The sequence below is a fragment of the Psychrobacter sp. AOP31-B2-9 genome (assembly GCF_052378005.1).
GTDB lineage: Bacteria > Pseudomonadota > Gammaproteobacteria > Pseudomonadales > Moraxellaceae > Psychrobacter.
Genome location: NZ_JBQSXG010000185.1, coordinates 1 through 5,001, shown reverse-complemented (window position 1 = coordinate 5,001; position 5,001 = coordinate 1). Strand labels below are relative to the sequence as shown.

Annotated in this window: 6 protein-coding genes and 1 tRNA gene; 5 read left to right on the top strand and 2 right to left on the bottom strand. The window is 41.5% G+C overall.

Annotation, left to right across the window (positions count from 1 at the left end):
* Positions 1 to 79: 79 nt before the first annotated feature.
* Entirely contained in the window at positions 80 to 1,744 is a 1,665-nt protein-coding gene (locus ACT3SX_RS13910) for an alpha-keto acid decarboxylase family protein (RefSeq protein ID WP_192519425.1), read from the bottom strand.
* Between the two features lie 256 nt (positions 1,745 to 2,000).
* On the opposite strand from ACT3SX_RS13910, the gene ACT3SX_RS13905 reads away from it, so the two are divergent.
* Positions 2,001 to 2,075: transfer RNA gene (locus ACT3SX_RS13905), tRNA-Gly, on the top strand.
* Positions 2,076 to 2,499: 424 nt separating this feature from the next.
* Here the strand turns inward: ACT3SX_RS13905 and ACT3SX_RS13900 are convergent.
* Positions 2,500 to 2,727, bottom strand: coding sequence for a helix-turn-helix domain-containing protein (locus ACT3SX_RS13900; protein ID WP_149408651.1), 228 nt, complete (start codon positions 2,725 to 2,727; stop codon positions 2,500 to 2,502).
* A 196-nt stretch (positions 2,728 to 2,923) separates the two neighbouring features.
* On the opposite strand from ACT3SX_RS13900, the gene ACT3SX_RS13895 reads away from it, so the two are divergent.
* From ACT3SX_RS13895 to ACT3SX_RS13880, 4 genes are all read left to right on the top strand, one after another.
* Positions 2,924 to 3,139: a hypothetical protein gene (locus ACT3SX_RS13895; protein WP_011513303.1), complete on the top strand. Its 216-nt coding sequence runs from the start codon at positions 2,924 to 2,926 to the stop codon at positions 3,137 to 3,139.
* A gap of 32 nt (positions 3,140 to 3,171) precedes the next feature.
* Positions 3,172 to 4,416 carry a tyrosine-type recombinase/integrase gene (locus ACT3SX_RS13890; protein WP_442070087.1) on the top strand — a complete coding sequence of 415 codons (1,245 nt, stop codon included), beginning with the start codon at positions 3,172 to 3,174 and terminating at the stop codon, positions 4,414 to 4,416.
* The gene (locus ACT3SX_RS13885; RefSeq protein WP_442070085.1) at positions 4,413 to 4,706 is read left to right on the top strand and encodes a hypothetical protein; all 294 of its coding nucleotides are present in this window, start codon (positions 4,413 to 4,415) and stop codon (positions 4,704 to 4,706) included. The genes ACT3SX_RS13890 and ACT3SX_RS13885 overlap by 4 nt, the downstream gene beginning before the upstream one ends.
* 10 nt (positions 4,707 to 4,716) lie before the next feature.
* Positions 4,717 to 5,001: hypothetical protein (locus ACT3SX_RS13880; protein ID WP_444519056.1), on the top strand; the 285-nt coding region annotated here is incomplete at its 3' end.

Below are 5,001 nucleotides of genomic sequence, written 5' to 3'. Positions count from 1 at the left end.
AGGTCAGTTCAATTTGGCATCGTACCAAATAGGGGTGTTAAAATTAATTCAGTCACTCTTTTATAGAAGATTGATCATATTAAGAAGGCTTTAGTGCTGCGCTAATATCTGCTAATAATGGTGGAATATCATGCTTATCAGCAATGACTTCTATCATTACGAGCTTGTCAGTGACAATGGCTGCTTTTTCGAGAGCGGACTTTAACTCACCCGCTGTCTCTACTTTAATAATTAAGCTGTTTTCATCCGTGGCACCAAATGCTTGCGGTATTAACTGCCAGTTGCATTTAGGAATGTCATTATAAGATTGATGCTCACCATGAATCGCACGCTCGACGGTATAGCCATCATTATTAATCAACACAATAACTGGGTTGATTTGCTCTTGAATCATCACTGCTATTTCTTGGATTGTTAACAGCGCAGAGCCATCACCAACCAATAGAACGCTGCGTTTGTCTGGCGAGGCAATGGCTGCGCCTAGGCTGGCAGGCAAGGTGTAGCCAATCGATCCCCACATGGGCTGACCATAAGAGGTAACACCCTGCGGCAAGCGTACATCACTGATGCCAAAATAAGCCGTTCCTTGTTCAGAAAACACCAAGTTATTATCATCTAAGCAATCGGCAATGATATGCCACAGATCATCCTGCCTGATAGGTTCGTCATCTTTACCTTGTTGTTCATGAGGTTTTACCTCTCTACAGAACTGCTTAGGCACGATATCAATACCTGATGTCATGACCTCATGCAAAACTTGTAACGCATCCTTTAGCGCAATCGGTGCAAAGTTCCGACCACTGATAGAGGCGCGCTCATAATGCAAATCTACCACCACTTTTTCATTGATATCTTGGCTAAACCCTGCGGTCGTGGTATCGGTATATTGCACGCCAATTTTGATAAGACATTCACAGTTTTCTACCGCGTCTTTGACCACAGGACGTGATGCCACACCCGCATACGTTCCTGCCCAGCGCTCACTGTGTTCGTCCAATAGCGTTTTGCCCCACGACAGCGTGGTATAAGGAATATCCGTATCAGCGATGAGTGCTTTGAGCTGATTTTGCAGTCCTAAACGATGTACCATCAAATCTGCCATCAGCGTCGTGGTTTTGTTTGGCAAAAAATCTATAAGCGCTTGTCTAAAATCTGCCAATGCTGCTTGGCTAGTAATATCTTCTTGACTATCATCAAGCTTGGTCGTTGGTGGATAAATTGGCATTTTTGCAACGTCAGGTGACAGCAATATATAGCCTGGGCGGTGCTTTTTAAGAATCAAACGAATGACACGATCAATTTCTGAGGCGGCGTTTTCTGGTGTGATCTGCGCTCGTGCTATCGTCACTGGCTCTACCATCTTAATAAAATGGTTAAATACACCATCACCAAGCGAATGATGAATACGGCGCTTTGAGTCTTGTACTTCCGTACTTGGTGCACCCACGATATGCAATACAGGCGCGTACTCAGCGAAAGAGCCTGCAGTGGCATTAATCGCGGACAACTCCCCTACACCAAACGTCGTCACCATCGCGGCAAACCCACGCTCGCGAGCATAACCATCAGCAGCATAACCCGCATTTAGCTCATTGGTGTTACCGATCCAGCGCAATTTATCAGACGCAAGAATATTGTCTAAAAAAGTTAAATTAAAATCGCCAGGTACACCAAATATCTCAGAGGCGCCCGCTTCTGCGACACGATCAAACAAATAGTCGGCGATGGTATATTGTTGAGTCATTTTTTATCCTTATGAATTACCATGATAAGTACTGATAATTTTTTATGGTTGAAGTGACTTATAATGAGTATTCCAGTCTATTTATCTCATGCAAATTTTTTGGAATACCTATTATAAGAAACTGTTATAACATATCTATGTGGTTAGATAATATGCCTGTTTTGCTAACTTTGATTTTTTTATTATAAGTGTTGACAAGTCAAAAAAACTGCGTATAATACGCCTTCATCAACTGACGATAGTTAATTGATAATTAGCGGGAATAGCTCAGTGGTAGAGCATAACCTTGCCAAGGTTGGGGTCGAGAGTTCGAATCTCTTTTCCCGCTCCAAATACTTAAAAAGCCTCACTTAACAGTGAGGCTTTTTTTTGTCCCAGTTTTAAGGGCTACAGCGTTTTCCAGTATTAGTTATTCAGTCTAATTGCTAAGTTTATCTAATATATTAAAAGCTCAAAAATCAGCACCGTGACCAAAACGTGACCATTTCGTGCCCACGCTATAAACACTGATTCTATAATTGACCCCAACTAACATTCCTACCCTTATAAAAAACAACGCTAAAAAATATTTTCTTAACGTTGTTTTTTCTTTTCCATTACTTTTGTAGATTGACCTCATAGCGTGACCAAAACGTGACCAAATCATGAAAAAGTAAGTTTTTAAAATAACCCCAACCTTAATTTTAGGCCTTGGAACGTCATATATATAAGGCTCTACCACTTATTCCTCTGCACATCTTTTTCAATTTTGTAGATCATAAAGACTCTTCATCATCTTTATTATTTGACTTATAAATAAATAAGTCCCCCACCTGTACATCTAAAAACTCACATAACTGGTCGATGGTATTGAAGTCAATTCTTGATGACTCTTCATTGTATAGCTTATGAAGTGTTGATTTACTCATACCTGTTGCTCTTACGACATCTGCTACACGCAACTTTTTCTCTGCCAGAATCACAGGAAGTTTAGACACAATCATAATTAATACCTCTTTTCGGGTAAAAATGCTTTACATTGAGGTAAAAAGACAATATAGTACACAAATCGGTTACTAATTACCTTTAAGCGGGTAAATTATAGCTGATACTTCAAAGGTACATTTTTACAGGCTGATAAAATAGTTTTCATTCTATCACTTAATGCAACGACTTAATAACTGAAAAGAGGTAAATACCATGAGCAATACTTATTTAACAACTGATGAGTTAGCCGAACGCATCAAGTACGACGCACGTACTATCCGCAATCAAATGAAAGACACTGTTTTGATTGAAAACATTCATTACATACGCCCTTTTGGTGGTCGTAAGATTCTGTATGTATGGGAGCGTATCGAAGAGGATATGTGTAAGCCGGTCATGAGCGCTATCAATGGAATGGCACTTCAATAACTCATTATATTGATAAGACTAGGAGATTTACTATGGCTACTATGAGAGGACGGTTTGGCAAACTGGTCGTTGACTTCCGCTACTTAGGTAAGCGCTGTCGAGAAAAGACCAGTTTAGAAGACAACCCAGCTAATCGTAAAAAATTAGCACAAGTCATGAAAAAAATGGAAGCAGAAATTACCCTAGGCATCTTCGACTATGCCGCTTACTTTCCAAAAAGTGAACGGGCACAAGAGATGATAGCACTGGCTGATAGAGCCGAAGCTTGTATCAGCCGCAATCCGACCTTTAGGCAGTTTGTCGATATTTGGTATGAGGAGAAAAAGATTGAATGGCGGCCGAGCTATCGGCAAAAGATACAGATTATTCTAGATAAGTATCTCTTACCTGAGTTTGGTGGTAAAGCGGTACATGCCATAAAAAAATCAGACTTGCTGACCTTCCGTAGCTCCCTCGCCAAAGTTCGTTACGGTAAAGATGGTCAGTCAAGTCTGTCAGTAGCACGAATCAATCAGATTATGATACTTCTCCGTATGATACTAGAAGAAGCGTCAGATCGCCATGAGTTTGAGATGCCTTATAAAAATATTAAGAATCTTAAACAAGCTCGCCCGGATGTAAACCCTTTTACATTGAGTGAGGTATGGCTGATTTTAAAGCATGTTCGTGCTGATTATAGGCCTTACTACACTATTCGCTTCTTTACAGGAATGCGTACCAGTGAAATTGATGGGCTTAAGTGGGACTGTATTAACTTTGATCGACGTGAGATTAGTATTAGAGGGGCATTAGTGAATGGGGAGATGGGTCCGACTAAGACGTTAGGCTCACAGCGTGATATTGCGATGTCACAGTTGGTCTATGACGCCCTACTAGAGCAGAAGGCACGCACTTTTGGTAAGTCAGAGTTCGTGTTTTGCAACTCGCAAGGCAATCCGATGGAGTATCGCAATGTGAACCGGCGGGTATGGAAACCTACCCTTGCCCTACTCGGCCTCAAACACCGGCGCGCTTATCAGACTCGGCACACGGCAGCGACGCTTTGGCTGGCTGCTGGTGAAAATCCTGAGTGGATAGCACGGCAGATGGGTCATAGTAGTACGGAGATGCTGTTTCGGGTGTATAGCCGCTATGTCCCTGATATCACGCGTCAGGATGGTTCAGCGATGGATAATCTGCTACTTGCGAGTAAAGAGAAGTTAACAAGCGCATCGAATAGCTCTGACACTGAAGCACTCATCAGGAATAAACAGACTGACAAGGAGACGTCACAATGAAAATCATCAATTATCAGCAGCTGTTTGCTGAATTTAAACGGGATGGCGCAATCAGTGATGATGCGAATGAGATTACTAATGCATTGATGCGTGAGTTGTATGTTTCATCGGGTTATAACCTCGCTCGCTTCTTGGGAGTAAAGCGGTGCTTTGATAACGATATGGCGATGCGTGTATGGGTACAGAAGCGCTTGGATACTCAGGATGGGTACTTTGTGAAAGACATGAGCAGTAAGCTTCAGAGTGAGCTTTATGAGCTATTGCCGTATTCTAGCTATGGCGGCTACTGAGGAAAATATTATGAGTGTAAAACTTCAACCCAATATGACGCAAAGCACATATGATATCAAAATATGTGAAGATTACTGGGCATACGATAATAAAAGTGGCTTTGTTGAGCATTTGAAGGAACTTTGCAAGAAGTATAAAGTTAGCCCTCAAGTACTGTTTGAGACAGTCGCTCAATGTTATGCCTACTTGGACGATGTTGTATGTGAATACTGCGGTTATGCTTGTCCAATTGAAGTACCAGCAGATATCCCTTATATGCGTGCAAAAGATAATTGGTTATGCACAATATGTGAG

Bases quoted from the DNA above. Each gene is read 5' to 3' on its own strand.
- ACT3SX_RS13910 (WP_192519425.1), bottom strand. From the start codon at position 1,744: ATGACTCAACAATATACCATCGCCGACTATTTGTTTGATCGTGTCGCA.
- ACT3SX_RS13900 (WP_149408651.1), bottom strand. From the start codon at position 2,727: ATGATTGTGTCTAAACTTCCTGTGATTCTGGCAGAGAAAAAGTTGCGT.
- ACT3SX_RS13895 (WP_011513303.1), top strand. From the start codon at position 2,924: ATGAGCAATACTTATTTAACAACTGATGAGTTAGCCGAACGCATCAAG.
- ACT3SX_RS13890 (WP_442070087.1), top strand. From the start codon at position 3,172: ATGGCTACTATGAGAGGACGGTTTGGCAAACTGGTCGTTGACTTCCGC.
- ACT3SX_RS13885 (WP_442070085.1), top strand. From the start codon at position 4,413: ATGAAAATCATCAATTATCAGCAGCTGTTTGCTGAATTTAAACGGGAT.